The sequence below is a fragment of the Pseudomonas sp. NBRC 111133 genome (assembly GCF_001320605.1).
Taxonomy (GTDB): Bacteria; Pseudomonadota; Gammaproteobacteria; order Pseudomonadales; family Pseudomonadaceae; genus Aquipseudomonas; species Aquipseudomonas monteilii.
Genome location: NZ_BCBJ01000062.1, coordinates 18,206 through 41,652 on the forward strand (window position 1 = coordinate 18,206; position 23,447 = coordinate 41,652).

The window sequence follows — 23,447 nt, forward strand, 5'->3', positions numbered from 1 at the left end:
TCAATATCAGGCCGGCTGGCTGTGGTCAACGGCGGGGCAGGTGCAGAGTCAGGCTCCGTTTCCGCATTGTTCCATGGCGATATTTCAGTCCGCTGCTGAACGATGAGCGGTACTGTTCGCGGGACTGAAAGGAGTAAACTTGAATCTTGGATCCAACGGGCTACCGGCCTGTGGAGGTGTAACATGAGTACCAAAATCCGTCCTCATTCAGTTCCGGGCCTTCTAGGTTCTAGCCTTGAAACAGCCTGGCGAAATTTGGCATCCAAATTAGTAAGCGCTCAGAGTTCGACTCAATTACCGCATAGAAAATTTTGGGTTACGGCAGCTGCTAGACTACTTTGCTTGATTGGCCTTGCTGCAGTAGCTCTCGCCTTTGCTTTGCTGATCATCACCAGCTTGGCAGTTGCTTTGGTTCAAAGCTGGTGGGAGAACGGCGAACCATTGGCGAGTCGAGAAGAATCAGTCCCAGACTCTCTGGGTGCTGACCTCTATATTGGCGATTATGATAGCAACGGCCATTACATAGGTGACTTTAAGTCACCTGATTGATTTTTTGCCGGCACTAGTCAATTGCGCTGTGCCTTTGCTTGCAGCGTCGGTTGCATTCTTACCGCCACTTGCCAACATACTCTGGATCCCGTTACCCACGGCATAACCTGCCCAGCTTAAAGTGCCCACGAACAATGCAGGCAATACAATGAACATTGCCCCCATGACGTACTCGATTACCTGCGCGGTGACCGTTCCGTCCATGAAGCCTGCCGTCGGCAACGACAACAGTGCCTGGTCTGTGGCTGAGACTTGGTTGTATAGCGTTTCCAGCATGCTCGAATCGACCCAGCGCGCAAGCTCCCACCAGAACGTCAGCATGTGCAGGGTGAACAGCGCGAACGTGATCGTCATGAGCGCCTTCAACTGGTAGGTGCTGATCAGCAGCACCAGGGGCAAGCTGATGATGGTGCCCATGATCAGGAAGGCCTGAACCATGGGTAAGGCTGCACGCAAGGCATTCATCGCTGGGAAGTTGCTGAAAGAACCCAGGGCCAGGCCGGTGTTGGTGGCCAGGTTGTTGAGCCCTTGCGTCAGTGAGCCGCCCCTGGCACTGCTACCGTAGTCCTGGAACACTTGCCCGGGTGCCATGCTCAATGACTGTTGCCGCGGGCTCACCAGCTCTCGCAAGGTAGCGTCTTCGATCTCGGTGGTGGTGCGCCCAGTTAGCCAGCCCCGCAACTGCGACATCAGCGATGGATCGACCTCGGCCACCAAGCGATCACGTAATCCGATGGTGCCATCGCTCCACCACTGCTTGCAGGTGGGATAACCAGCACCGTTGTCGAGCTGGGGCAGCGAGGTATCTCTCGTCTCGTCGTATGGCCAATCGATCCTGGGCATTCGCGAGCGATCGGTATCGTAGAAGCCCGGTGTGTTGAGCAGGTAGGTCGAGCCAATCCAGGACGCGTCGTAGCTCTGGGATTCGTCCAAATCGGGCCGATTGGTAAAGAGCCGTGAGCGCGAAAAGCCGTAGCAGTCCCGGGTGAAGTCGGCGACCTCCTGCAGCAGTACCTGGTCGTTGATCCGCGAGCTGTCGATCTCCATGCGCATCGCACGGATGTCAGGTGCGCAGGGGATCGACGCGGTCGCGGCGGCGGTGATGCCTTTGCTCATGGCATGCACCAGGAACCACCACACTGGGACATTCGCTGACTTCTCTCCGATGGTGTTGAAGGTTGTGCCCCAGGCCGTGTCCGCGGGCTTCGCCATAGAGACCCCACAGCGCTGGCTCGCCGCATCGTCAAAGCTCACGGATGAGAGGTTCAGCGGGAAAAACGGCATGCAGCCAAACAATATGACCACGTAGCTCATCCACAACCGGTTCTCGACGCGAGGGATCGACAACAACCCCTTGTTGCCCTCGTCGGCACCCTGTTGGCGGGCCGACAGCCATTCCTGCAGGATGATTGCACCGAAAGGCGCGGCGAACAGCCCGGTGTCTGCCAATGTGTTCCAGATGCCGTTGTTGATGATCCAGGCCAGCAGCGACAGGTAGTACTCGAGGTAGCTGTTGGTGCTCATGTTCATGTCTGCACCTCACACGCGAGACAGTTCGACCAGGATGATCGAGCTGAAGCCGATTAAGCCCAGGCGCTTCAGCCGTTGCTGATCTGCGGGCGAAGGTCGTCTGCGCAACGCTGCGGCCCAACCGGCGAACATCAGGGTGTACAAGAGCGCGCGCCAGCACGCGAAGTAGTACGCTGTCCCTCGCCCTGGTTCGAGCCAATGCAACTGGGGCACGGACAGATGCAGCGCCATCCAAGCAATCAACAACATGCCCAGCATGGCGGCGAGTATCATCAGTGCACGCCCGAGCGTGGACCTCACCCCAAACGCGATCATGGCGTGCTCCTCTCCTGTTCGGCTCGGCGCAGTCGATCCGGCTCCGGATCGCGCTGATCGATGCTACGCGAGGCGTCGGCTCCGCCGGCGTGGCGGTCGAGGACCAGGCTGGCGGTGTTGGTCGCCAGCGCCTGGCGGACCTGCAGCTCGGTTTGCAGCAGGCGGATCTCGCGCTCCAGCGTTTCGACGTTGCTGTTGAGTGCGCTGGTGGCGGGCTGGGCTGAAGCCACGTTCGGCTCGTGGCTGCCGGCAAACAGCGTGCGCTGCAGCAGCATCGCCTTGTAGATCACGCTCGATAGCGCGGTCTCGCTGGCCAGGCGCCGGGCCAGGAGGTTCTGGTCGGGGTCGTCGCGCAGTCCCTCGATGACACCTCGGGAGACCTGCAGCAACGGGCTAGATACTTTGCCCAGGTTCTCTGGTGTCGGCTGCTCGGTGCCTGAAACCATGCGTTGCAAACCTTCCAGGTTTTCCGTGTAGGTTTCCTGGATCAGCGGCGACAGGCCGGTACCGGCAGTTACCCGAAGCGTCTCGCAGTCGTCGCAGGTCTGCACCTCGGTTTCCCCAAGCACACGCGTCGCCCACTCGGAGGCCTGCTCGGGACTCGACCAGGCTTGGCAGATGGCGCCATTCTGACAACCCGAACCAAGAGCCGAGGTATTCTCAACCGCCCGGTTGTGCAGCAGGTTGTAGCCGGCTTTGACCACGTCCGACGTCACCCGGATGGGTTGCTGGCCGTTGCCACCCGCTTTCTGCCCGCCGACCCAACTGACGCCGTTGTTGCCGTTGTTCGATTCGGTGTCCTTCACCGCCGTCACGGCATCACCGCCAGACTGCTCGAGGTTGTGCTGCATTTCCTGGTTCTGCGCCAGCGCACCCCAGCCGGCCTGGTCGACCTTGTCGGCCATCTTCGCCGCCATTGCCTGGCAGGTAAGCTTGGAGCGGTCGAAGTCAATCCGTCCCTGCAGAACACCATTGCTCAGCAGCTCATACAACCCGGGATTGGCCCGCTGGATGATCATCGCCGGCAGCGACATGACGGCCTGCGTGGCGTTCTGGATGACGTTGCCCATGATTTGCTGGAAACCCTGGGTGGCGCCATTGAGCTGGTTCTGCAGGGTGTTCGAGAGGTTCATGTTTCCGCACATCATGTTGGCGCGCCAAGACATGCCCACGCCAAGGCCATTGGGTCGGTAGAGCGAGGAGGGCGCTCCTGCCGCTGAACCGCCGCCGATGGTGTACATCACCCGGTCGTCCAGCACCGGAGCCTGGTCACCAAGGTGGTAGCCGTTCTCGGCGGCGTGGCCTACGGCATAGACGAGGAAGCACAGCAGACCGAGCGAAAGGGTCTTCATCATTGGCCTCTGTCAAAATCGATGCTGAACAGGAAGGTCTGGCCCATGCGCTGGCAGCAGCGGTAGGGCCGCCACAGCGACCAGGCATAGGCGCCGTCGGCGCTCTGGATCGTTGGGCTGGGGAAGATTGCGCAGGTGCTTTGGATCACCGGCGTGAGTAATTGCCAGCGGTGGTTGTTGACGTTGTTCTCAATCACCGGCTGCGGCGGCCAGTAGCCGGGAGCGGGCATTGGCTGCAACGGTCGGTAGACATGCGGCTGGCCAGCGCGGGTGATGAAGTCACTGGCGCGTTGAGTCATCACGGCAGCCGCCTTGAAATCGTCGGGCTGCACCAGAAAACCGTGGCGTGGGTAGACGCTACCCCACATGTCGCCGAGTGCCTGGTTACCGATCTCGCGCACTCCCGGCACCAGTGCCTGCGGGTAGACGGATTCGGGAATGGCCTGGCGCCACGCCAGCGGGTCGAGGGTACTGAGGTAGTAGGGCGCAAACGGCACGGCACCGCTTGGGCACGCATAGCCGAACGTGTGCGCCAAGGCCGTCAGGGCAGCCCCGCCGGGGTGCCCGATGCCGTCGACATTCTTGAACCGAGGCAGATTATCGCGCTGCAGCGAAGGCGTGATGAGGTTGCCACCGCCTTGGGATGCTGGCGTCGGCGTCGACAGTGCAGACATCTCGCTCCAGGGGTTGGCGCCGGTGTCCGCGTAGCTCGACACCACTAGCTCGGGAATGAAATGACGGATCTTCGGCGAGGTGCGCACCGTGCAGCCGAACGGCGTGCACAGCAGCCAGTAGCAGATACCGACGACCCGGTATTCCAGGCACTGCAGCGAGGTGACGGAGGCGATGATGCTCGGGGTGGTCAGTGCCATGCACTGCTCGGTGGCGACGAGTAGAACCGCCGCAGTGAACGCACGACTTCGGCCAGTATTCCTGGGCTTCGGTGATCTGCAGGCGGTAGAGGCGGTCACGTTCATGGGCAACGCTCGGCAGGTGGCAGCGGTGTGCATCCATGCGCCAAGTTTCAGCATCCCGGATCCGGCACTGGAGGAGGGAAGACAAACTGAGCCCGGGTTTATCGATTTCGTCTGGCGGGCTGATCTAGCAGAGCGAGTCAGGCAAAATACCGAAAGAGTACAAATGTGCTCTCGTCGATTTTTGCTGAACTAAGGGATTGCGAACAGTTCTGGCGGTATCGCTCACAACATGCCGCGCAGGCGATCGATCTCCGCCGCGACCTGCAGGGCGGCCTCCAACTCGGAGTGCTGGTGCTCCTCCATCAATCGCCAGCGTTGGGCTTTTTCCTCGGGCTCGGTCATGGCCAGTGCGAGGTACAGGCTCGGCGGCACCGCGCGGAACAGTGTTTCCAGGTTCTTCGACAGGACTACGCCCTCGGTGTACTTGCCTGAGGCTTTGCTCGCAGAGAGCAGCAGCGCCTTCTGCGCCGGTGTGAGTTTCTTGAAGCGGGCGATTTCCTCGATTTCCGCCGGCGGCATGTTCAGGCAGATCCACCACTCGATCATGTTGAGCATGGTCTGCGCCGCGTCGGGGAAGTCGGCCAGGTTCTGCGTCGCCAGCCAAAACCAGGCGCCCAGCTTGCGCCACATCTTCGTGCCCTTGACCACAAAGGGGGCGAGCAACGGGTTCTTGGTGATGATGTGGCCTTCGTCGGTGACCATGACGATTGGCCGTCCGAGGTACTGGTCGCGTTCGGCGATGTTGTTCACCGTGTTCATCAGGCTGATGTAGCTGATCGACATCTGCGCCTCGTAACCCTCACGGGCATAGGTGGCGAGGTCGACAATCGTCACATCGCTCTCTGGCCAGGGCGTGCCGGGCCGGTCAAACAGGGCGCCCTCAAAACCTTGGCAAAACAGGTCGATGGATTCGGCCATTTCCTGGGCGCGCTCCCGGCGTTTGTCAGGCAAATGGGCGTCGCTGGCGACTTGGCGCAAGGCATCGCGGACATGCCGCGTCAGCACCTGTTGTTCGGTCGCTGCGCAGTGCTGGGCGGCATCAAGGATGCACTCGCGGATCAAGCTGCGGTCTGCGCGGGTCAGACGCGCCTCTTCCTTGGCTTCACCACCGGTGATCATCAGTCGCGCGGTGATCTCCAATTCGCCCAGCACATCCCGCTGCTCATCACTGTCCGGCGCCGTTTCATCCAGGTCTTCGGTCGACAAACTGGCCACTTGGTCCGGGTGCTCAATCAGACGGCGAGCATCGGCGAATGGCGCCAGGCTCAAGCCACTGCCGGGTTTGAGTTGCACCTTGTTGACGGATAGTCCGAGTGTGGCGAAGTAGTCGCCCTGCAGGCCAAAGGAGTTGCCCGCTTCGACGATGAACAGCCGCGGCCGGTACACGGCCATGACTTGCATAAGGATTGAGACCAGGGTGGCCGACTTGCCGGCGCCGGTCGGCCCGAACAGCAGCAGGTGGCCATTCATGGAGCGGTCGAAACGTGACAACGGGTCAAACGACAGCGGTGCACCCCCACGGTTGAAGAAAGTGATGCCTGGGTTGCCTGTACCGATGCTGCGTCCCCAGAGGGGCAATAGGTTGGCGACATGCTGGGCAAACAGCAGTCGGGTGTACCAGTTGCGCGTGTCTCGTGCCGGGTTGTAGACCATCGGCAGCCAGCGCAGGTAGCTGTTGCACGCAGCCACTTCATCGCCCTCGCGCACTGGCTGCAGGCCGGCGCCGAGCAGGACATTGGCGGCCTGTACCGAGCGCTGGCGCAGTTGCTGTTCATCCGCACCGCGCAGATACAACGCCAAGGTGCCGTGATACAGCTTGTGCTGGCGCCCAATCAACGCGCGCGCTTCCTCTACGTCCTGGCGGGTCTGGCTCGAGGCAAGGTTCTCGCCGATGGCTTTACGTGCCAGGCGGTTCAGCTGTTCCTCGAGCACATCCTGGGGCGTGATCACCAGGGTCAGGCTCATCACCGCCTGCTCGGGTAATTGATCGAACAAGGCGTTCAACGCCTCGCCTTTGCGCGTTTCCCCGGTCAGCTGGCCGATATGCGGCGGCCTGCGCAGCTTGTCGACCACCATCACCGTATGAGGCTGTTGATCGAAGTACCAGAGGCCCTGTTCGCTATCGGAGCGCGGTTCCTGGAAAAACAGCCGCTCGGCGAAATCGTGGTCGAACGGCAGCGGCAGGTCCTCGCCGTCGTCCGTCTCCGGATAGGGCACGCGTCGATAGAACGCTGCGGGGGATTCGTCGGTTAAGGCAGGGGACGGGTTGAACCAGGGCAGCAACCAGGCGTAGAAGTCGCGTCCGGTCAACCGTCGAGAGCTGACCCCGCAGGCCTGCAGCGAGGCCACCAGGCGGTCGCAGGTGCGGCTCAGCAACTGAGTCGGGCTCTGCCCGTCATCGTCACCCTGGTCCCCGAGCCAGCGGTAGACCACCAGGCGAATCCGCCGGTTGCTGCCGCGCCAGGGCAGGTGGGACACGACATGGTCGTCGAACAGCCCACCCGGTTTAGCAATGGCGTCGAGGTGACGTTGCATCGAAGCGAGGAAGGCCTGGGTAAATGGTGTGCCGCGAGCTCTCGGCGCGATATAGCGTTCCAGGCGATCAAGGTACGGAGCAAAGTCACTGTCGTCCTGGCAGAAGAACTGCACCACCCAGGGCGCCTGGTCCAGTTCGTCGAAGCTGTCCTGCAACGCATCTTCCAGGGCGTCGCGGGCCGCCATCAACCACTCGGGCTCACGGCCCTCGGTACCGATCGGCTGCAGCTCGAACATCGCGCCCACCGAGCGGTTGTCGTCGAGCAGAAAGCACTGCTCGTCCTCGAAGTATTCGACCCAGGGTAGGTGATCAGCAAAGCTGGGATTGCGGGCATACTGGGCGGCCTCGTCGGCAAGCGTGGCGCGCCGGCACTGCGCCGCGCGCCAGGGCTTCCAGCGCGGCGGGTCGCGTCTTGTGTCATCGGCCATCACAGATCGTCCAGGCGTTCGCCGGGCAGCGCATACTGGACCTTCTCGTACAGCGGGAATACCGTCGAGTAGCCAGGTACCGGGGTCTGCTGGGTACCGGCCAGGTGCGGGTACACGTACATGACCAGGTCCGGATTGGGCAGGCGCGGGAACTGGGCGCGGATCTCGTTGGCGGCGGTGCGCGTGTAAGCGCTTTGGTCGCCTATCAGGCGCTCAGGGTCGAGCACTGGACGGCGCAGTTCGCCACGCGCTTCCTGCAACTGTTGTTGGGAGCCAACTGAGCCACCGCCATTCCATATGTCCAGCATGGTTTGATCGCCGTGGGGCAGCATTTCCTCCTTGCTGGTGGAGCAGCCGCTCAGGTGCAGGGCGAGTAGAAGACTAATCCAGATCCAGTACCGAAACGGATGGGCTTTCATGGTTCACTCTCCGGCCTTTCGGCTCGTAGTCGATGCTGATCTCGTGATCCAGGTGCAGGTCAACCTTGGCCCCCGGCGGCACGTAGATGGCGGCAAAGGCTTCACCATAGAGCTTGTTGATCCACTCCCGGATATCGCCAATACCACCTCTGATGACTGAGTTCAGTGCGCTGTTGCCGTTGTTCTGGGTCATGCCCAGGCTGCCGCTGGCTGAGTTGATGAACGAGGTATTGGTCTGCTCGCTGCCCAGGGCTGCGGCGAAACCGGCGCCGGCAGCGGTGATCAGGCTCTGGCTGCCCAGGTATTGCTGGGCGTTGGAGCGGCGCTCCCCAGAAATGCAGGGAATGCCGTAGGGATCGGAGATGTAGCCCAGCCCGCCACGGATCTTCTCGGTGTCTGAGGTCTGGGTGCTGCTGCGATTGCGGCTGACGACCTTTTGTGGCTCGGGCACCGTGCGGACGGTACCGTCGCTGAAGACAAAGGTGATCGACTCGACCTGGCCGCGCACGCAGGACAACGTCCAGTCGCCGGCGGCGGTGCCGCTCATGACCGCGCCGACCAAATCCGGCAGGTCGATGCCGTTGGCGGTGAGGTTGTCCGGGCCCACCAGCACCTTGAACGGATAAGGGTCATTCACGGTGCCGTCCACCGGGACCCGGCCAATCAGCGCGGTCATGGCGATCGAGCCCATCAGCGTCGAGTTTTCGGGGAGGGTGTAGACGGGCTTGGCGCCCTCGGCGCGGTCATGAGCGTGCTTCAGGTCACGCTCACCCTTGGCGACGGCGCGCAAACGGTCCTGGCCACGATCAATGGCGTTGTTGTCCAGGCCGTGCAGGTCCTTGAACGTCGACGTCAGCGATGACAGCGGACCGTCAGCTCTGCTGGCGTCATCCTGGCCGACGCGGGCATTTGACGGCTCGATCCACTGCACTGCATCAGGCGCTGATTGCGCACCCGAAAACTGTTGCTCGTCGCCGGGCTCAAGGCCAAAGCCTGCGGGGAGATTTGACTTCGCGGCCGGCTTGCTGGTGAGCTGGTCCTTGAGCCTGGAAAGCAGGCCCTGGGTTTCGCGGTGCTGCTGCTCAGCCTTCTGCCGGGCATCGTTGGCCTGCTGGCGCTGCTCGGTGACCTGCTGGGTGACGCTGCTCAAGGTGCTCTGTATACGCGTATCGATATTGCCTTCGCGCGAGCGCAGCCGGTTGTTCTCGGTTTGCAGCGCATCGTTGCCTTTCTTCAGCGTCTGCATCTCACTGCGCATCGCTTTGACCTGGCCGATCAGCGTGGCCACGGTGTCGCGCGGAGTGTCGCCCGCGATGCCCAGGGCCTTGGCCTGTTCCGCACTGAGTGTGGTCTTGTCCGGATCGTGAGCGGGCTGGCCGTCCGGCGCGGCCATCCAGGATTTGCCGATGATAAGTACGATGCCGAGCAGGACCCCGGGTACCAGGAACTTCAGCAGGCCGTTAGCTTTCATGATCGGCAGCCTCCGGCGTTGGCGGGGACAACAGCAGCGCGTCCTTCAGGTCGCTTCCGCGGGTGACGAGATAGGCCACGGTGGTGTCTTCAGGCGTACCGGCGAGGCCGAGATCCGCGTGTTGGAACGTTGCGGCGTACAGCGTGGCCTGCAGGTGACGCGGGTCCAGCGCGACCTTACCGGGCCCGCGATTCACGATCTTTACCGCCGTTACCCAGTAATCGCCCAGCCGCCACGCAGCAAGCGCTTTGATCGAAACACGCTCGGTCGGCAGCAAGGTGCTGAACACGATGGAGTTGGTCAGCGGCACGCGCCGTACACCCGGCAATGGCGACACGGTACGCAGAGGTGCATAGAGGTTCTGCGCGGCATAGCGGGTAAGCACCACCGGTACAGGCGTCGCCGCGGGTGGTGCATCCTTCTCGGTATGCGTACCCGGCGCCTGAGCCTGGGCCACGATCTTGACCGGCTCCAGCGCCTCGCTGCCCTCAAGCGCTTCGATGTCGATCAGGATGATGTCGCCGGACTTCACCGACTGCAGCTGCAGCCGGGTAGGGGGGAGCGCTTCGGCGGCGCGCAGATACACCGTACCAGCGACGGATTGCACGCGCAGCTTGCTGGCGATCGCACTGGGCAGTCCAACGCGAACGTCTTCATCGAGCATCAGGACTCGCTCCTGGCCCACCGTAAGCGGAACGGCCAAGGGCAAGCGTTCCCAGTATTTGACCTCGACGGCGCCGACCGCTGAACACCAGCCGCTGGCCATCACCAGAATCAGGATCAAGACACGCATCATCACGCACCTCCCGGCAGTGTCAGCTTCTGCGGTGTGCCTTCGTAGCAGTCCAGGGCCAGGCCCCATTTGTTGCGCTCGGGGTCGACGTCGAAGCGCACCACCCGCAGCGGATAGCGCACTACCACGCGTTTTACCGGCTCGGCGGCGTAGTACTCGTCGGTGTTGAGGTCGAGCTTGACCAGCCAGCTGTGCTTATCCAGCTGCTTCACACGAAGATCGGGGTCGTCGCTGTAGCCGCGGCCCAGCACCTCATACACCCCACGCACCCGGCCCCGCAGTTCGCCGGCGGCCTTGCGAAATTCAAAGTCGCCGTCGAAGAACGTCTTGCACGCGGGCGTCAGGTAGGGCTGCAGCGCAAAGATGGCGCGTTGGTAGTCGGCCTCACCGTCGGTAGGCCAGCGGTTGAGTTGGCCGAAGATGTACAGGGCGAAGGCGTAGATGTTCTCGGGTGGCACATCCCACCATTTGCGAGTGCTGCCGGAGCGCAGATCAGGTGGTACGTGGATGGTGAGTTCGGAAGGCGCGGCCTGCCAGCCGTACCACAGCCCGCCGCACAGCAGCGCCAGGATGGCCACCGCAAGGCGCAGGCTGAAAATATGCGCCTGCTGCGCATCCACCTTGTTGCGGAAGCGGCTCATGGGTTGGCTCTCCTCTGCCGGCGCGTACGGCGCACGGTCCACGGCCCCGAATGCAGGATCAGTTGCTGGGTACCGATGCCCCAGTGCACCGCCAGGTGCCACTGCAGGCGCCGGTACAACCAAGTTTCGGGGCGGGCACGTTTGGCCCGGCGCAGCAGCTTGCCGCCGCCGAGCAACACCAACGCCATGCACAAGAACATGAAGGTGGGTAAAGTCGCGATAGAGGCGGTGGCCACCGCCAGCGGCGCACCGAGGATCACGCCCAGCGCGGCACCGGCGATCAGGGCGACCCACATCTCGTCGTTGGTGAGGCCGCGCAGGACGGCTGGATCACGGTTGAGGCGTTCCGGCAGGAAGGTCAGTGTGCCGTCAGGCAGCGTGGCAGGGGTGTCGGACATGAGGACCTCACAGAATCGTCGCGGCTTTGGTGAGGAACCACAGGATCACCACCACCAGCAGCGCGCCGACGCCGACCACGGCGCCGAGATCCTTCCAGGTCTTGCGCTGGTTCTGCACGTCGGCGTAGACCGTGAGCGAATGCCAGGCCACGCCGAGGAAGGCGAGGGTGGCGATCAACAGGCCGAGCAGGATGCCGCCGTCGTAGGCGTAATTCTTGATGGTGTCGATCAGTCCTGAACCTTCACCCCGAGAGGGCGCTTCCATGGTCGGCAGGTCGGCCCTGGCGAACGCCGAACTCAGCAAAACCAGACCGCCGAACAGGACTTTTGAACAGGTACTCCGCAGCAATAGAAGCGAGCGGTGGCAAGGGTGGGAGAGTTTCATGGCAAGGTCTCCGGGTTACGACAGCATGAAAAACATCAGCACGATCAGGACGAGGGCCAGGCGCAGCGTGCTACCGCCCAGCGCGCCGAAATTGAGGTTGCCGGCCGCCCAGCCGCGGTAACCGGTCCACAGGGCCCAGGTGCACCAGAGCAATGCGAGCACTAGTACCGATGAACGCCACAGCACCGAGCTAAGCTGCGGGGTAAACCCGGCCACGGCAGAGAACGCGCTGAGTTGGGCGTCAGTCATGCTCATCGGAGGGACTCGAGTGAGGCTCTTCAACACGGTAATCGCCGCTCAGCTCAACCAGGTCAGCCGGCTGCGCGCGTGAGGGCGACAAATAGTTGTTGATGCCGTGCCGCACGCGCGCCAAGTCTGCACTCAACCTGGGATAGTCGAAGCGATAACGAACCTGGTCAGTGCCTGTAGCGCTGCTGCGTGCCTGGTCAGCCAACAGCTCGATGACATCGATCTGCCGCTGCATCAGGCCGAGATCCGAGCGTTCGCGCACGTCCTGAGCGGCAGCCGTGAGGGTAACCAAGCAGACTATGAGTAAGGGGTAGGGGGAAAGCATCATGGCGAAATCCAGCTGAGTAACTGGTTTCACCATGATCAGTTAGGCTGGCGTTGGCATGCGCTAAAGGGAATGTAGAGGGTTCGGTTTAATGGCACCTGCAGCGCGGTCGCAGCAGGCGCGAGATGCCTAGGTCTGAAAAGGGCAGCTCCGCTTGAATCGCGCCTGCGTTCGTGGCGCTTGGTGGTCTGGCGGAGGGGCGCCCGAAGCATTCTCCGCAACACTGGGGTGAAAAGAAGCCGCCCTTTTCTGTCTGGCACCACTTGTTGCTTTTTCAAGACGCGCTCTGTTGATTTGGCAATGTCCGCAATCGACCCCAAGCGGACTATCAGCAAGAAGGCCGAGCCTTCGTTTATCTGCTCTGCAAGCTCACTCAAATTGATGGTGTTGGCCATCATCAGGTTTCGGATCCCATTAGCGTCTCTACGATCATAGATAAGGCAGCTCTGGCGTTGCATTTCACGCAATACGGCTTTCGACCGGATGCGCTCTCGGAACGCCGCCAATGCTTTTAAACTGAATCCTGGTTTTAGGGCGCGTGTGCCCGGTTTAAGGATGGAAGTAAATGAATAAGAACAACGCAGCACTGGTGACCTACCGAGGAAGCTCGCTTGAGAATCTGCACCGTGCCCATGTGGCGGTTGTGGACGAGATGGGGAAGCTGCTTTATGGCTTCGGTGAACCAATGCGTATCACTCTGGCGCGCTCAGCCGCTAAACCGGCGCAGGCCCTCGCGGTGATGGAAACAGGTGCCTTCAAGCAGTTTGCTTTTGATGATGCCGACCTCGCACTGATGTGCGCCTCACACAGCAGCGAGGAGCGACACATCGATAGAACTCGCTGCATGCTCCGAAAGGTTCAGGTGAACGAGGCAGACATGCGGTGCGGCGGCCATGCTCCAATATCTGACGCCGTGAACAAGGATTGGATCAAGCGCGACTTCACCCCGACTGCCTGCTGCAGCAATTGCTCAGGCAAGCACGTTGGGATGCTCGGCGGCGCCATTGCACTGGGCCAACCGACCCAAGGCTATGAAGACCCTAGCCATCCGCTCCAACTCCATGTGAAACGAGTCGTGGCCGAGATGTGTGACCTGCCTGTCGACTCCGTAGCTTGGGCGATCGATGGGTGCAACCTGCCGACTCCAGCGTTCCCGCTCGACAGACTGGCTCTGATGTACGCCAAGCTTGCCGACGCTGCCGACGCTGCCGAACATAGCTGCACTTTGGATGGACGTACCATCGCCTTGGCGAGGATCTTCAGGGCGATGACCACCCACCCTGAGATGGTCGCTGGTGAGGGGCGCTACTGCACCGAATTGATGAACGCGTTTGGCGGCGAAGTCGTTGGCAAGTTGGGTGCCGATGCTTGTTACGGTGTTGGGATCCGCGCGTCGGAGGCTACTCGGCGCCTGGGCGCAAACGGCGCTATCGGAATTTCGGTAAAGATCGAGGACGGCAATATCGACGTCCTGTACATGCTGGTGAGCGAGATCCTTGAGCGTCTGCGCATTGGTACCGTCGAGCAGCGGAGTCTGCTATCCAAGTTCCACCGCCCGAAGATGCTGAACACCATGAACCGGGAAACCGGACACTCCGAGTTCGTGTTCGAACTCGACCGTTACTGATCGGCAGCTTGCTGCGCAAGCCAGTCTGGACTTGTCTAGAAGCTCTCGCCACGGATCTTGCGCAGCTCCTCGTCCGAAAACTTGCCAATGTGCTGCAGTTGCTCAGCGACGAAGTCTCGCAGCACGCGAACTTTGGTCGAACCTCGTCTGTTGGCCAAATACGCTAGATAGATGTTTCGGCCGGTGAGGGTGTTTTCCATTCTGTAATCGGGGAGCACGACTTCCAGCCTGCCTGTCGCCAGGTAGTCACGAATCAACCAAATCTCGAAGTCCGCGATACCCAGCCCTGCGCAGGTCGCTTCCAACAGGAGCTCGGAGTGGTCGGACACCAGGTTGCCGGCAGGCAGCAGGCTGTATCGGTCCTTCTCTGAAACCAAATGCCAGCGGGGATCACCTTCCGGGTGAACGTAGCGCAAACAGTTGTGCTGCTTCAGTTCATCGGGGCGAACCGGGCGTCCTCTTCGCTCGAGGTATGCCGGGGCGGCACAAAGCACACTGTCGTTTCGGGACAGCTTTTGAACGATGAGGTTGTCCAGGTAGTTCTCGCCCTCATGGATATCAAGATCAAAGCCGCCCGCTACCAGATCGTTGTGATTGTCGGTTAGACGCACGTCCAGCTGGATGGCGGGATAATGCGAAAGGAAAGGTGCTACCAGCGGCGCCAGATATCGGCGACCAAAAGCGACGGGCGCAGTGAGCTTAAGTGGACCGCTGGGTTTGGCATCCAGCTCGGCTACTACCCGCATCGTGTCGTCAAAGTCGGCGATCAGCGTAGTCGCCCGCTCGAGATACAAGCTTCCCGCTTCGGTGAGACTGATCTTGTGGGTTGAGCGATGTAGCAGCGTTACTCCCAACGCTTCCTCGATCTGCGAAACCTTTCTCGCCACAGTCGATGTAGAGACATGAATCTCCTTGGCTACGGCAGAAAAGCTCCCGGCCTCGATCACCTTCACGAACGTGCGCATCGCCCCCAGATCGTCTGGCCCAACGTCTTTTGACTTCGATTTCATAACTCATCTCCTTTTGCACGAAATGCAAAACAGATTTCTATTTTGCAGAAAACCCAGCTTCTACGCAAAGGTATAGAATCGCCAGTGTCCGGTCACTGACATGCAGAACATGCCGATTTCAAACCGAAACGGGTTTTCATACGTCTGTCCGTCTAACTCCAGAAGTGGTCTCAGGATTGAGGAAGACTTTGCGTCCACTGAGTTAGGTATGTGCTGGCAAAAGCAGGCGAAGTCATTATTGAAGCGAAGCATCATCACGGAAGAATGATTGCGGCATTGGCCTGGTAGCTGGCTTGGCGACCGGCCGTTGCTTTACCCCACTTGCTCAAAATGCCTTCCTGATTATTACAACAATCGCTTCAAAAGAAGCACGTTTTAGGAGACGCTCATGAAGCATGTCAGAGATGGCGCCGGCGCATTGCCTGGTAGCACTGACCCCTCCCACGCGAGCAAAGAAGATCTGTTCGCCTCGCACGAAATCGGTTACGAAAAGAAACTCAAACCTCGACACGTCCAAATGATCGCCATGGGTGGCGCCATTGGTACCGGTCTATTCCTCGGTGCCGGCGCCCGACTGCAGATCGCCGGCCCAGCACTGGCTGTGGTGTATCTGGTCTGTGGCATTTTCGCTTTCTTCATTATGCGCGCACTTGGTGAACTGGTAATGCACCGTCCCACCAGCGGGAGCTTCGTTTCCTACGCACGCGAATTCCTCGGTGAGCGATCCTCCTTCACCGCTGGGTGGATGTATTACTTGGTTTGGGCCACCACCGGGATCGTGGACATTACGGCGATCGCCATCTACATGAAGTACTGGGGCGCGTTCGCCGACGCACCGCAGTGGGTATTTGCACTTGGCTCATTAGGCATTGTGACTGTGCTGAACATGGTGGGTGTGAAGTACTTCGGCGAGATGGAGTTCTGGTTCTCCGTCATCAAAGTCGGCACTATCAGTCTGTTCCTGATTGTAGGTACGATCTTCCTTGCCAGTGGTCACCCCATTGATGGCCAGGCAACCGGTTTTCACTTGATCAGTGAAAACGGAGGGATTTTCCCGCATGGGATAGTTCCGGCTGTACTCATCATCCAGGGAGTGATCTTCGCCTATGCCAGTATTGAACTGGTGGGCGTGGCTGCAGGCGAGACGGCTAACCCGCGCAAGGTATTGCCGAAAGCTATCAATACCATCATGTGGCGTATTGGGCTGTTTTACGTGGGATCCGTTGTTCTACTCACCCTGCTGTTGCCGTGGACTGCCTATAGCGCCTCTGAAAGCCCTTTCGTGACCTTCTTCAGCAAGTTGGGTGTTCCCTATATGGGCAGCATCATCAACATCGTGGTACTCACCGCTGCGCTTTCGAGCTTGAACTCGGGCCTGTACTCGACCGGACGTATTCTGCGTTCCTTGGCGATGGGGGGCTCGGCTCCACAGTACGTAGGACGAATGAACTCCCGCGGTGTGCCTTACGGTGGCATCCTGGCGACCGTCGCGGTAATTGCGATCGGCGTTCCACTGAACTACATCGTTCCAGCTCACGCCTTTGAAATAGTCCTCAACGTGGCATCGCTCGGCATCGTAACTACCTGGGGCTTCATCGTGATGTGCCAGATCCGTTTGCGCCAAGCAGTCGAACGCGGCGAGCTGCCGGATGTGGGCTTCAAGATGCCAGGCGCCCCATACACCTCTTGGGCGACCATGGGCTTCTTGCTGGCGGTGTTGGTGCTGATGGCATTTGACTATCCGAGCGGCACATGGACTATCGGGATGATCCCTGTTCTTGCTGTAGGCCTCACTATAGGTTGGCAGCTCACCAACCGTCGAGGATCTTCACAGACAACCCCAACTCCTGCAGTCACCCCCAATACCGGCGACGCATAAGGTTCGACCCTTGCGACGCCGAGCGGCATCACTTGATCAAAGTGGTGCCGCTTGTGTTTGATGAGCAAATAACAAATTGATGCAATCGCAAGCGCTACGCACGCCATAAGTCATCGTCGCATGCAGGTGTTTGAGTCAAGAGCACAGGTATCCGAGTCAATGAGCGTGTGACCTCCGCCACCTTCTTGATTTGTCGCCTTAATATGCCCGCAATGGGTCATGTTCTGCCTTCTTGGAGGATCGCTTTTGGCCGAAAACAGCCTCTGACGGACGTCCCCAGTGGGTCGTTTGCTGCCCTCTGCGAACGGCAGCCAAGGGTCGATAGCGGTAACTTGCGATCGACCCGAAGCAGCCCTTCGTAAAGCACTGCTAACGGTACAAACGCTCATTCAGACAGGAAAAAACCGGCTCGCTAAACGCGCTTTTCGACTGGCATCGGCCAATGCTTCAAACCTTCCTCAGCGTACCTGCTTAAGCTAGGATCAAGCTGTCGTGTCATGAGTTCCAATGCTAACTTTGAGTCGCTAGAGCCAATACGCGCTAATGCATAAGCGCACTTGCGCTTGAACTCTTCCAGATTGCCCCACCTGATCAAGTGCTCGAAATTTTTCTGCGCGGCCTCCGTTATCGCGGACGTCGCGCAATTTCCCCCGATTAACCCCAGCTCGAAAACGATTTCTTCATGCTCTTCATGCCATTCCTCCAGCAGGAGCTTCGCCAAAAGTGGCGCGGCAATTTGTGCATCAATGCCGACGAGTGCGGCCCAGAAGGCCGCACTGTCCTTGGCCCGCAACGCGGACTCCGTTTTCTCATACAGCCCGCTCATGGGAACTTGGCTCCTGGCTTTAAACAGATATCTGGAAAATGGTAGTGTGAATCGTACTCGGTTTTCCAGGCACACCCAAAGCCTGCCATTGGCCGCTTGCTGCCTTCTCCAAACGGCCGCTATGGGTCGATAGCGGGCAGTCAAAGGTATTTTTTGAAGGTTGTAGCGGTGATTGCCACCATTCACCCCAGCAACGCAGCGCATCGCAATAGCACCCAATTGGGATTTACGGAGTTGGGAAGGGAGAGGTAGATCACCCCATGGCTCACCGTCAATGGCAACAATGTCCGCTTCGCTTATGTGCTGATACGATGTGGTGTATGGTCCGCTGCGCCGTTTGGTGAGGGGGCACTCGAGCCGTTCGGTATTGTGGCGGAGTACTTCAGGGCCGATGGCGTGGGACATACAGGCATTCAAAGCCGGTACCCGAATAGGGTATGCCTAGAGCCCCAGCCCGCTCTGTCCACTATTAGTAGCTTCACCGGGCACATGGAGATGCGTTCATGTAGCGCCACGACCGATACCTCGACAATAGGCTGGCTGACCCATGCCGAGTTGAGGGCATGTTCAGCGACTGAAGTCGATCACCATGCGGCCTTTTATCTTGCCTTCTTGCATCTCGTCGAAAATCTGATTGATGTCTTCGACCGGGCGCAGGGTCACCTTGGGCACGACCTTGCCTTGCGCGGCGAACTCGAACGCCTCGTGCAAGTCTTGCCGGGTGCCAACCAACGAGCCGACCACTTCGATGCCGTCGAGCACCAGCCGCGGAATGTCCAGGCTCATGGCTTCTGGCGGCAAGCCTACCGCGACTAGGCGGCCACCGGCACGCAGGGCATCGACCGCCGAGTTGAACGCCGCCTTGGCCACCGCCGTGACCACCGCAGCCTGGGCGCCGCCGGTCTTCTCCTGGATGATTTTCGCGGCATCCTCGCTACGTGAGTTGATCACCAGATCCGCGCCCATCTCACTGGCAAAGCGCAGTTGCTCATCGTTGACATCAATGGCAATGACCTTGGCGTTGAACACGTTCTTGGCGTACTGCAGGGCCAGGTTACCCAGCCCGCCGAGGCCGTAGATGGCGATCCATTGACCGGGGCGGATGTTGGAGATCTTCACCGCCTTGTAGGTGGTGACACCTGCGCAAGTGATGCTACTGGCGGCGGCAGAGTCGAGCCCATCCGGCACTTTGACCGAGTAATCGGCGACCACGATGCACGACTCGGCCATCCCCCCGTCGACGGTATAGCCGGAGTTCTTCACCTCGCGGCACAGCGTCTCGTTACCGCTATTGCAGTACTCGCAGTGGCCGCAGCCTTGGAAGAACCAGGCCACGCTGGCGCGGTCGCCTGGCTTGAGCGAGGTCACGCCGGGGCCAACTTCCTGAACGATACCGATGCCTTCATGGCCGAGGATCACCCCGGTCTTGTCACCGAAGTCGCCGTTCTTGACGTGCAGGTCGGTGTGGCAAACGCCGCAGCACTGCATTTTCAGCAGCGCTTCACCGTGTTTGAGCGGGCGCAGGGTTTTGTCCACGACCTCGACGCGACGCCCTTGGGCAACAACAGCAGCTTTCATACATGCCTCCGTGTAATGCTGAGTTAGCTTGAGTTATTGCAGGGTCAGCATAGCCAATACGGGTGAAGCGTCGGCTGCGCGCATGACCCTGCTCGGGTTTACATCCAGCCAAGCCAAGACCAGTAGGTGCTGGCGAATACCAGCAGCAGCGCATAGCCGATCGCCGTGACCCACAGGCCGACCCGGGCAAACTGGCGCGGGGTGAACGTGTCGGTGCCCAGGCAGACCATGTTCTGCGGGGCGTTGATCGGCAAGATGAAGCCAAAGCTGACCACAAAGCCGAGCAACATGGTCATGCCGATGCGGCTGAAGTCGCCCGGCAGGGTTTGCAGCACGGCGATCAAAATCGGCAGCAGCGCCGAGGTCAGCGCGGTGGCGCTGGCGAACCCCAGGTGGATGACGATCAAAAACGCGCCGAGCACCGCGAGCACGCCCAGCGAGCTGAGCTGATCCAGACCTGTGTGCTGCACCACTTGCGCGCCCAGCCACTGCCCGGCCTGGGTGGTGAGCAAGGTGGTACCCAGGCTGATGCCGACGCCGAACACGATCACCGTGCCCCACGGGATGCGCGCTTGCACATCCTTCCAGGTCATCACGCCAAAGCGTGGCAGCAACAGCACCACCAGGCCGGCGTAGGTGGTGGTCGTGGTATCGAACGGGTGCAGGCGGCCTTCAGTGGCCCAGGCCAACAGCAATAGCAGCGAGACCACACCCAGGCGCTTTTGCGCGGCGCTCATCGGCCCCAGTTGGGCCAGGCTCTGGCTGACCCCGGCCATGCCGCCGGGCACGCTGTCGCTTTCCGGCGGCAGCAGCTTCAACACCAGCACGATCAGCACCACCGACATGATCAGCGCCCAAGGCGCGCCAGCGATCAGCCAGTCGAGCCACGACACCCGCGCGCCCAGCATCTTGTCCATAAAGCCGATAGTCAGCAGGTTCTGCGCCGCTGCGGTCTGGATACCGACGTTCCAGATGCTGGTGCCCTGGGCGACGATGATCATGATTCCGGCAGCGATATTGGAGCGCGCCGGCACTCCGAATGCGGCGATCACCCCCATCATGATCGGCACCACGCAGGCACTGCGCGCCGTTGCGCTGGGCACCACCAGGCTGAGCAGGACGATGACGATCATCGCCCCGAGCAAAACCCGTCGGGTACTGGCACCGACCTTGGTCAGGGTGACCAGGGCGATGCGTTTGTCCAGCCCGGTATGGGTCATCGCAGCGGCGATGAACAATGCGCCGACCACCAGCGCCAACGCCGGGTTGGCAAAGCCCGACAACGCCATCGACACGCCCGCTGAAGAGCCGTAGCTCAGCGAAGGGTCGGCCAGGGTCGGCGCGGTGCCCAGCAGCACGGCCATCAGCGAGGTGATCATGATCGCGCTGGCTTCGTAGGAAACCGCCTCGGTGATCCACACGATCACGGCAAATACCAGGATCGCCAGCATGCGCTGGCCTGCTACAGGCAAGGTGTCGGGAAACGGCAGGAACAAGACCGCGGCCAACGCCAGGCAGGCGATGATCAGCCCGGGTGGAAAGCGCACAGCAGCAGGCGAGGGCTGCTGTGAGGCATGGTCCGTCATGGTTGGCTCACTGGGTGCAATAAAAGTGCTAACCAGCATAGCGCGGTTTGCGCACGGTAAAACTGCTTCAGGTCATGGGTTGGCTGAGTGGTCAGAGTGACGTGCAAGGCCGCGCCTCGTGGAGTCGCGGCAGCTAAGTTACTGATGTGGTCGCCGGACACAGCGGTCACTTCAACTGGCCCTGAGCGAGTCGAGCGACTCTGAGCCCAACCAAGCAGCTTATCACGTTAGTTTCGGCTGTGACGTGTTGTACGCTAACCGCGTCGACCATTGCTGGCATGGCCGGCAGATAAAAGTCCATGTGGCGAATCTCATCAAAAGTTTGAGAACTGCCAGCAGGTAACTGCTCCAATAAAGTTGTGCTGTCTTGACTGATACAGGAGGGCACATAAACGATTTGCAGGGCAAAAGGTGGTGAGTGGGCCGATGAACCAGGAGGCTGTAAACGCATTCCCAGGCTTAGAACCTCAGGACTAAGGCGCATCGCTGGAAGAGGTCGACCGCCAACGGTTGCAGATCCCTTGTCCAGGCGGTATTCGACTACCAATTGCTTGTGAGCGAAGCTGTGCGGCAAGGAGGTGCCACCACTTTATTTGGCCGCCGGCGCAGCTAGGGCGTACTGCCAGAGTGTGGTTCTCGTGAGTTGGCCATCGCGGTGGGATGAAGAAAATGTAGAATCCCACTCATTATTCTATTAAGTGGAGTATCCGATGAGCTTTATGGTCACGCGCAGGCGGTTGATCAAGGCGGGGGTAGGTTGTTCGGTTGCAATAGCTGCACCGGCTTGGGCTTCCAGCTCGCTGCAGCATGAGTTTTCGGCGTTGGAGCGCTCATTGGATGTCACGCTCGGGTTGTGGGCACATGATACGGGTACAGGAAAGACCCTGTCTTATCGCGCCGAAGAACGATTTGCTTTCTGCAGCACTTTCAAGGTCGTGCTGGCGGCTGCGATTCTCGCTAAGAGTTCTGCTGACAAAGGACTACTCGAACGAAAAATCTCCTACAGCGAAGACGATTTGGTCACCTACTCGCCGGTGACAGAGAGGCACTTGGCCAATGGTATGACGGTGTCTGAACTGTGTGCTGCGACCCTGCAATACAGCGATAACACCGCTGGAAATCTCTTGTTGGAGCAGATTGGGGGGCCAGCCGGATTAACGGACTTTGCTCGTCATGTCGGCGACGCGTCTTTTCGCTTGGACCGTACTGAGCCTGAACTGAACACTGCGCTACCAGATGACCCGCGGGACACTACCACCCCATTGGCAATGGGCGTGACGCTGCAAAAGTTGCTGCTTGGGAACAGCCTGCCAGAGGGAGCAAGACGACAGCTACAGGAATGGCTCAAAGGAAATACCACAGGGGATAAGCGCATTCGAGCCGGCGTGCCGCAAGGCTGGGCCGTCGGAGATAAGACTGGGTCGGGTGATTATGGTGTTGCTAATGACGTTGCGGTCATTTGGCCTTCCGGTAAAGCACCGTGGGTGGTAACGATATTCACACGAGGACAGAGAAAGGAGTCACCTTGGAATAATGAGATCATTTCCTCCTCAATGCTAAAAGTCGTTCGATTTTTTGGAGCTTGATTAGCCCCACGGCGCCCATGCGCACAAGTCGTGATGGTTTGACATGACGGTGAGGGCGCCGCTGGCTGAACGGCGAAAGAGAATAGGGTACGAGCGGCGGCTGGCGGCTCCTGTTGATGTATGTTGATAGGGCGTGCTCGGTCAGCAGGAGGTCGGAGCCGGCCCGGTCGAGCACAGTGTTTTTCGAAATTACAGCCCCACGATGCGTCTGGATGCGTGAGGCCCGTCACGGTACTTCCCATCCTGTTTTGAGCGTGCCAAAAGGATGCGTCACCGTCTGTCGGCTAACCTTCATCTTTCCCGGAACATGTTACAAGCGGACCTGCACCGTTTGGACGACTGCTCCATCGTTTCAATCGTCGCTCTTGGGTGATGGTGCGGATAGATATCGGTTAGCTCCTTGGCTAGTCGAGAGCGCGGATCTGCAGTAAGGCGATGACTCGGATGGTCGACGCGGATGCATTGTTTTTTGTCCATGTCCTGGGCCGCCCAGCCCGTAACTGCTGCACAACGGTAAAGACCCCCAAAGGGTCGGTAATGCGATGACGACGCCTACGAACGGCACGGTGCTGGGCAGGAGTATGATGCCGCTGGCAGCGTTGAAAGCTGCGACTTGCGTGCCGCTCATTCTCATGGCCTCCGACCGTAGGTGAAAGTGTATTTACCCGCCAGCTCAATCGGATCCCGCGGCGGTGTGATATTTGGCCAGGTACTCTGGCAGGCCTTAGCGAGCGCGCTGGGTGTCGCGGGCCAGCCGTCCTTCGAAGTGGTGGGGTTGATCAGGTGCACTGCCGATCGTGACACTAAGTCGCGCCGAGTCCCCCAGCGCATTCAACTTGCGGATCATCACCTCGATGTTGGCCTGTTCTGATGGGCAAGCCGCCTGGAGGGTGGGCGTCAATGAAAGGCCTCGGTTGACGCAGATCAGCGCGCCAGTCAGGATTCGACGAGGGGGTGCAAGGAAGAGGGATGGCTTGTTCATGGCTG

General features: G+C 60.1%; 24 protein-coding genes. 4 read left to right on the plus strand and 20 right to left on the minus strand.

Annotation, left to right across the window (positions count from 1 at the left end):
• Positions 1-183 precede the first annotated feature (183 nt).
• Positions 184-549, plus strand: a complete 366-nt coding sequence (locus tag APH36_RS32090) for a hypothetical protein (protein WP_177337102.1) — start codon at positions 184-186, stop codon at positions 547-549.
• Here the strand turns inward: APH36_RS32090 and APH36_RS12675 are convergent.
• From APH36_RS12675 to APH36_RS12745, 14 genes are all read right to left on the minus strand, one after another.
• Entirely contained in the window at positions 538-2,079 is a 1,542-nt protein-coding gene (locus APH36_RS12675; RefSeq protein WP_060498890.1) for a conjugal transfer protein TraG N-terminal domain-containing protein, read from the minus strand. The two genes, APH36_RS32090 and APH36_RS12675, sit on opposite strands and share 12 nt — an antisense overlap.
• Positions 2,080-2,088: 9 nt before the next feature.
• Positions 2,089-2,394, minus strand: a complete 306-nt coding sequence (locus tag APH36_RS12680) for a hypothetical protein (RefSeq protein WP_060498891.1) — start codon at positions 2,392-2,394, stop codon at positions 2,089-2,091.
• On the minus strand, positions 2,391-3,746 hold the full coding sequence (locus APH36_RS12685) for an integrating conjugative element protein (RefSeq protein ID WP_060498892.1): 1,356 nt from the start codon (positions 3,744-3,746) through the stop codon (positions 2,391-2,393). The genes APH36_RS12680 and APH36_RS12685 overlap by 4 nt, the downstream gene beginning before the upstream one ends.
• The gene (locus tag APH36_RS12690) at positions 3,746-4,723 is read right to left on the minus strand and encodes a TIGR03756 family integrating conjugative element protein (RefSeq protein ID WP_060498893.1); all 978 of its coding nucleotides are present in this window, start codon (positions 4,721-4,723) and stop codon (positions 3,746-3,748) included. Before APH36_RS12690 ends, APH36_RS12685 begins: the two co-directional genes overlap by 1 nt.
• A 222-nt stretch (positions 4,724-4,945) precedes the next feature.
• Positions 4,946-7,687: a conjugative transfer ATPase gene (locus tag APH36_RS12700; protein ID WP_060498895.1), complete on the minus strand. Its 2,742-nt coding sequence runs from the start codon at positions 7,685-7,687 to the stop codon at positions 4,946-4,948.
• Entirely contained in the window at positions 7,687-8,106 is a 420-nt protein-coding gene (locus APH36_RS12705) for a TIGR03751 family conjugal transfer lipoprotein (RefSeq protein WP_060498896.1), read from the minus strand. Before APH36_RS12705 ends, APH36_RS12700 begins: the two co-directional genes overlap by 1 nt.
• The gene (locus tag APH36_RS12710; RefSeq protein ID WP_060498897.1) at positions 8,069-9,577 is read right to left on the minus strand and encodes a TIGR03752 family integrating conjugative element protein; all 1,509 of its coding nucleotides are present in this window, start codon (positions 9,575-9,577) and stop codon (positions 8,069-8,071) included. The genes APH36_RS12705 and APH36_RS12710 overlap by 38 nt, the downstream gene beginning before the upstream one ends.
• The gene (locus APH36_RS12715; RefSeq protein ID WP_060498898.1) at positions 9,567-10,373 is read right to left on the minus strand and encodes a TIGR03749 family integrating conjugative element protein; all 807 of its coding nucleotides are present in this window, start codon (positions 10,371-10,373) and stop codon (positions 9,567-9,569) included. The genes APH36_RS12710 and APH36_RS12715 overlap by 11 nt, the downstream gene beginning before the upstream one ends.
• Positions 10,373-11,011, minus strand: a complete 639-nt coding sequence (locus tag APH36_RS12720) for a PFL_4703 family integrating conjugative element protein (protein WP_060498899.1) — start codon at positions 11,009-11,011, stop codon at positions 10,373-10,375. The genes APH36_RS12715 and APH36_RS12720 overlap by 1 nt, the downstream gene beginning before the upstream one ends.
• Complete coding sequence (locus APH36_RS12725) at positions 11,008-11,409, minus strand: TIGR03750 family conjugal transfer protein (RefSeq protein WP_060498900.1); 402 nt, start codon at positions 11,407-11,409, stop codon at positions 11,008-11,010. The genes APH36_RS12720 and APH36_RS12725 overlap by 4 nt, the downstream gene beginning before the upstream one ends.
• Before the next feature lie 7 nt (positions 11,410-11,416).
• On the minus strand, positions 11,417-11,794 hold the full coding sequence (locus APH36_RS12730) for a TIGR03745 family integrating conjugative element membrane protein (protein WP_060498901.1): 378 nt from the start codon (positions 11,792-11,794) through the stop codon (positions 11,417-11,419).
• 15 nt (positions 11,795-11,809) lie between these two features.
• On the minus strand, positions 11,810-12,049 hold the full coding sequence (locus APH36_RS12735; protein WP_060498902.1) for a TIGR03758 family integrating conjugative element protein: 240 nt from the start codon (positions 12,047-12,049) through the stop codon (positions 11,810-11,812).
• Entirely contained in the window at positions 12,036-12,368 is a 333-nt protein-coding gene (locus tag APH36_RS12740; RefSeq protein ID WP_374754792.1) for an RAQPRD family integrative conjugative element protein, read from the minus strand. The genes APH36_RS12735 and APH36_RS12740 overlap by 14 nt, the downstream gene beginning before the upstream one ends.
• A 38-nt stretch (positions 12,369-12,406) precedes the next feature.
• Entirely contained in the window at positions 12,407-12,766 is a 360-nt protein-coding gene (locus APH36_RS12745; RefSeq protein WP_156342132.1) for a hypothetical protein, read from the minus strand.
• Positions 12,767-12,933: 167 nt separating this feature from the next.
• On the opposite strand from APH36_RS12745, the gene APH36_RS12750 reads away from it, so the two are divergent.
• On the plus strand, positions 12,934-13,995 hold the full coding sequence (locus tag APH36_RS12750) for an asparaginase (protein ID WP_060498905.1): 1,062 nt from the start codon (positions 12,934-12,936) through the stop codon (positions 13,993-13,995).
• A gap of 35 nt (positions 13,996-14,030) precedes the next feature.
• Here the strand turns inward: APH36_RS12750 and APH36_RS12755 are convergent, their stop codons facing one another.
• The gene (locus APH36_RS12755) at positions 14,031-15,005 is read right to left on the minus strand and encodes a LysR family transcriptional regulator (RefSeq protein WP_060498906.1); all 975 of its coding nucleotides are present in this window, start codon (positions 15,003-15,005) and stop codon (positions 14,031-14,033) included.
• A gap of 388 nt (positions 15,006-15,393) precedes the next feature.
• Between APH36_RS12755 and APH36_RS12760 the strand changes: the two genes are divergently transcribed.
• Entirely contained in the window at positions 15,394-16,884 is a 1,491-nt protein-coding gene (locus APH36_RS12760; protein ID WP_060498907.1) for an amino acid permease, read from the plus strand.
• A gap of 412 nt (positions 16,885-17,296) precedes the next feature.
• Here the strand turns inward: APH36_RS12760 and APH36_RS33170 are convergent, their stop codons facing one another.
• From APH36_RS33170 to APH36_RS12775, 4 genes are all read right to left on the minus strand, one after another.
• Positions 17,297-17,710 carry a hypothetical protein gene (locus tag APH36_RS33170; protein ID WP_060498908.1) on the minus strand — a complete coding sequence of 138 codons (414 nt, stop codon included), beginning with the start codon at positions 17,708-17,710 and terminating at the stop codon, positions 17,297-17,299.
• A gap of 182 nt (positions 17,711-17,892) precedes the next feature.
• Entirely contained in the window at positions 17,893-17,979 is an 87-nt protein-coding gene (locus APH36_RS33175; RefSeq protein WP_374754793.1) for a hypothetical protein, read from the minus strand.
• A gap of 298 nt (positions 17,980-18,277) precedes the next feature.
• Positions 18,278-19,288, minus strand: a complete 1,011-nt coding sequence (adhP, locus tag APH36_RS12770; RefSeq protein ID WP_060498909.1) for an alcohol dehydrogenase AdhP — start codon at positions 19,286-19,288, stop codon at positions 18,278-18,280.
• A gap of 98 nt (positions 19,289-19,386) precedes the next feature.
• On the minus strand, positions 19,387-20,874 hold the full coding sequence (locus APH36_RS12775; protein ID WP_060498910.1) for a DASS family sodium-coupled anion symporter: 1,488 nt from the start codon (positions 20,872-20,874) through the stop codon (positions 19,387-19,389).
• A gap of 710 nt (positions 20,875-21,584) precedes the next feature.
• Between APH36_RS12775 and bla the strand changes: the two genes are divergently transcribed.
• Entirely contained in the window at positions 21,585-22,460 is an 876-nt protein-coding gene (gene bla / locus APH36_RS12780) for a class A beta-lactamase (RefSeq protein WP_060498911.1), read from the plus strand.
• Between the two features lie 724 nt (positions 22,461-23,184).
• On the opposite strand, the gene APH36_RS12785 is transcribed toward bla, so the two are convergent.
• A complete protein-coding gene (locus tag APH36_RS12785) occupies positions 23,185-23,442 on the minus strand; it encodes a conjugal transfer protein (RefSeq protein WP_156342134.1) in 258 nt (85 codons plus the stop codon).
• Positions 23,443-23,447: the final 5 nt, after the last annotated feature.

Bases quoted from the DNA above. Each gene is read 5' to 3' on its own strand.
- APH36_RS12700 (WP_060498895.1), bottom strand. From the start codon at position 7,687: ATGGCCGATGACACAAGACGCGACCCGCCGCGCTGGAAGCCCTGGCGC.
- APH36_RS12720 (WP_060498899.1), bottom strand. From the start codon at position 11,011: ATGAGCCGCTTCCGCAACAAGGTGGATGCGCAGCAGGCGCATATTTTC.
- APH36_RS12690 (WP_060498893.1), bottom strand. From the start codon at position 4,723: ATGAACGTGACCGCCTCTACCGCCTGCAGATCACCGAAGCCCAGGAAT.
- APH36_RS12705 (WP_060498896.1), bottom strand. From the start codon at position 8,106: ATGAAAGCCCATCCGTTTCGGTACTGGATCTGGATTAGTCTTCTACTC.
- APH36_RS12715 (WP_060498898.1), bottom strand. From the start codon at position 10,373: ATGATGCGTGTCTTGATCCTGATTCTGGTGATGGCCAGCGGCTGGTGT.
- APH36_RS12710 (WP_060498897.1), bottom strand. From the start codon at position 9,577: ATGAAAGCTAACGGCCTGCTGAAGTTCCTGGTACCCGGGGTCCTGCTC.
- APH36_RS33170 (WP_060498908.1), bottom strand. From the start codon at position 17,710: ATGAGCGGGCTGTATGAGAAAACGGAGTCCGCGTTGCGGGCCAAGGAC.
- APH36_RS12740 (WP_374754792.1), bottom strand. From the start codon at position 12,368: ATGCTTTCCCCCTACCCCTTACTCATAGTCTGCTTGGTTACCCTCACG.
- APH36_RS12755 (WP_060498906.1), bottom strand. From the start codon at position 15,005: ATGAAATCGAAGTCAAAAGACGTTGGGCCAGACGATCTGGGGGCGATG.
- adhP (WP_060498909.1), bottom strand. From the start codon at position 19,288: ATGAAAGCTGCTGTTGTTGCCCAAGGGCGTCGCGTCGAGGTCGTGGAC.
- bla (WP_060498911.1), top strand. From the start codon at position 21,585: ATGAGCTTTATGGTCACGCGCAGGCGGTTGATCAAGGCGGGGGTAGGT.
- APH36_RS12725 (WP_060498900.1), bottom strand. From the start codon at position 11,409: ATGTCCGACACCCCTGCCACGCTGCCTGACGGCACACTGACCTTCCTG.
- APH36_RS12785 (WP_156342134.1), bottom strand. From the start codon at position 23,442: ATGAACAAGCCATCCCTCTTCCTTGCACCCCCTCGTCGAATCCTGACT.
- APH36_RS12680 (WP_060498891.1), bottom strand. From the start codon at position 2,394: ATGATCGCGTTTGGGGTGAGGTCCACGCTCGGGCGTGCACTGATGATA.
- APH36_RS12775 (WP_060498910.1), bottom strand. From the start codon at position 20,874: ATGACGGACCATGCCTCACAGCAGCCCTCGCCTGCTGCTGTGCGCTTT.
- APH36_RS12675 (WP_060498890.1), bottom strand. From the start codon at position 2,079: ATGAACATGAGCACCAACAGCTACCTCGAGTACTACCTGTCGCTGCTG.
- APH36_RS12685 (WP_060498892.1), bottom strand. From the start codon at position 3,746: ATGAAGACCCTTTCGCTCGGTCTGCTGTGCTTCCTCGTCTATGCCGTA.
- APH36_RS12760 (WP_060498907.1), top strand. From the start codon at position 15,394: ATGAAGCATGTCAGAGATGGCGCCGGCGCATTGCCTGGTAGCACTGAC.
- APH36_RS12735 (WP_060498902.1), bottom strand. From the start codon at position 12,049: ATGAGCATGACTGACGCCCAACTCAGCGCGTTCTCTGCCGTGGCCGGG.
- APH36_RS12730 (WP_060498901.1), bottom strand. From the start codon at position 11,794: ATGAAACTCTCCCACCCTTGCCACCGCTCGCTTCTATTGCTGCGGAGT.
- APH36_RS12745 (WP_156342132.1), bottom strand. From the start codon at position 12,766: ATGATGGCCAACACCATCAATTTGAGTGAGCTTGCAGAGCAGATAAAC.
- APH36_RS32090 (WP_177337102.1), top strand. From the start codon at position 184: ATGAGTACCAAAATCCGTCCTCATTCAGTTCCGGGCCTTCTAGGTTCT.
- APH36_RS12750 (WP_060498905.1), top strand. From the start codon at position 12,934: ATGAATAAGAACAACGCAGCACTGGTGACCTACCGAGGAAGCTCGCTT.